This window comes from Streptomyces sp. NPDC001970, assembly GCF_053594115.1.
The window spans coordinates 1-2,832 of sequence record NZ_JBSFDW010000099.1 but is presented as its reverse complement, the minus strand read 5'-3'; the positions used below and the strand labels follow the sequence as shown (position 1 = coordinate 2,832).

Annotated in this window: 1 protein-coding gene; it reads right to left on the bottom strand. The window is 71.8% G+C overall.

Translation table 11 applies throughout. From position 1 onward, the window contains the following. The coding region (locus tag ACWCP0_RS41925) for a type I polyketide synthase (RefSeq protein ID WP_451083955.1) at positions 1-2,832 on the bottom strand (2,832 nt) is incomplete at both ends.

Genomic DNA, 2,832 nt, shown 5'->3' with positions numbered 1-2,832 from the left:
GTCCCCACACGCCTGCGTGAGCCAGATCGGTGACGTCCTCGTCCGGACCCGTGGCGATCGCCCCACGAGTGGTGACCAGCAGCGTCCCGTCCGTGTTCGCCTCGTCCTCCAGCCAGGAACGAATCCTGCTCAGGGTGGTGGACAGTGCCTCGTGCGCGGCGGCGACGGTGTCGGTGCCCGAGCCGTCTTCGGAAGACAGGGGCAGAACGGTCACGGCGGCGTCCTCGTTCCGCGCGCTTCCGGAAAGCGCCGCCTGTGCCTTCCACACGACGTGCAGCAGTCCTTGGTCGGCGCCGTTGTGGGCGGCTGCCTGCAAGGCGTCGATGTCGAGGGGGCGCAGAAGCAGTGAGTCGATGCTTGCGACGGGGGAGCCGGCCGTGTCGGTCAGGGTGAGGGCTGCTTGCTCCGGGCCGGTGAGCGTGAGGCGGGCGCGGAGCGTGGTGGCGCCGACGGCGTGGATGCGTATCCCGCTCCAGGAGAACGGGATGAGTGCCGGCTGGTCCTCAAGGACGACACCGGGCAGGAGCGGGTGGAGTGCCGCGTCCAGCAGGGCCGGGTGGATCAGGAACCGGCGGGCATCGGTGTGGAGTTCCTCGGGCAGCTCGATCTCGGCGAAGACCTCGCCCTCACCGCGCCAGACCCGACGAATGCCACGGAACGCCGCCCCATAGTCGTATCCGAGGTCGACGAGCCGCTCGTACGCGCCGTCCAGACCCACCTCGACCGCCCCGGCCGGCGGCCACACGGTCGGACCGCTCGCGTCGACGGAGCCGTCGACGGGCCCACCGGCCAGGGTGCCGTCGGCATGACGTACCCATGCGCCGTCGTCGTGCCGCGCGTGCACGCCCACCGTCCGGCGGCCGTTGTCGTCGGCCTCGCCGACGACGACCTGGATCCGTATGCCCTCGCGCTCGGGCAGGATCAGCGGAGCCGACACCGTCAGGTCCTCGATCACCCCGGCATCCACCTGCTCACCGGCACGGCTCACCAGCTCCACGAACGCCGTCCCCGGCAACAGGACATGACCCGCCACCGCGTGATCCGCCAGCCACGGATGCGTACGCAGCGACACCCGCCCCGTGAGCACATGCTCGTCCCGGTCCGCCATGGCAACCGAAGCGCCCAGCAGCGGGTGGTCCGCAGGGCTCAGGCCGAGGCCGTCGGCGTCGCCCGCCTCCGTCGGCGCGTCCAGCCAGAAGCGCTCACGCTGGAAGGCGTACGTCGGCAGCGACACCGCGCGAGCTCCGGGGAAGACCGTGGACCAGTCGGATGCGACGCCCCGCAGAGCCAGCTGGGCGAGCGCCCCCGTGACCGTGGCCTGCTCCGGCCTGCCCTTGCGCAGCGCCGTGAGCAGTGAGCCGGCGTCCTCGTCGCCGAGGCATGCCGGGACCAGCGCGCTGAGGACGCCGTCGGGGCCGAGTTCCAGATAGTCGGTGACGCCCTCGGCCTCCAGATACCGCACACCGTCGTGGAAGCGGACCGCTCCACGGATGTGTTGCGCCCAGTAGTCGGGCGAGGTCAGCTGCTCGTCGGTGGCGAGCGTGCCGGTGACGTTGGAGACGACCGGGATCGTCGGCGCGTGGAAGGCCAGGCCCGCGGCCACCGTACGGAACTCGTCCAGCACCTCCTCCATGTGCGGCGAGTGGAAGGCGTGGCTGACCACGAGGCGCTTGGTCCGCGCCCCCTTCTCACGCCAGGCGGCGGAGATCTCGTCGACAGCGGACGCGTCGCCGGAGATCACGACGGCCCGGGGGCCGTTGACCCCGGCGATGTCCACCCTGTCCGCGTATCCGTCGAGGGAGCGGCGCACGTCCTCCTCGCTCGCCTCGACGGCGGCCATCGCACCGCCCTCACGGGCCGCCTGCATCAGCCGGCCGCGCTCGGCCACCAGCACCGAGGCGTCCGCCAGATCGAGGACACCGGCGATGTGCGCCGCCGTGACCTCGCCGATGGAGTGGCCGAGCAGATAGTCGGGGGTGATGCCGTGGTGCTCGAACAGCCGGTAGAGAGCGACCTCCACGGCGAACAGTGCGGCCTGAGTGAACGCCGTCTTGTCGAGCAGCGCCGAGTCGGCGGAGTCCACCGGGGCGAACAGCACGTCCTTGAGCGGGCGGGCGAGTTCGGCGTCCAGATGCGCGCACACCTCGTCGAGGGCCCGGGCGAAGACCGGCGAGGTCTCGTACAGCTCACGACCCATGCCGAGGCGCTGACTGCCCTGCCCGGTGAAGAGGAACGCGAGCCTGCCACGGCGGGACGGGCGGTCGCGCACGACCGCGGGCGTCGACTCGCCGAGCGCCAGCGACGCGAGGCCCTGCACGAGGGAGTCGCGGTCGGCGCCCAGCACGGCGGCGCCGTGCTCCAGGAGACCGCGGGTCGTGGCGAGCGAGAAACCGATGTCGGCCGGGCGCAGTTCGGGGCGGGCCAGAACGTGCCGGCGCAGGTTCTCGGCCTGGGCCCGGACCGCCGCTTCCGTGCGGCCCGACACGATCCACGGCAGCACGGACGGGGTGTCCGGACCCGACTCGTCGCTGGAGCCGGCCGCGGCGTCGGGCACTGCCGGCGGAGCCTCGATGATGACGTGGGCGTTCGTGCCGCTGATGCCGAAGGAGGAGATGCCGGCGCGGCGGGCGTGGTCGGTGGTGGGCCAGGGCTGTTCCTCGGTGAGGAGGGTGAGGGAGCCGGCGTCCCAGTCGATGTGGCGGGATGGCTGGTCGATGTGGAGGGTTTTGGGGAGTAGGCCGTGGTGCATGGCCTGGATCATCTTGATGAGGCCGCCGACGCCGGCCGCTGCTTGGGTGTGGCCGATGTTGGACTTGAGCGAGCCGAGATACA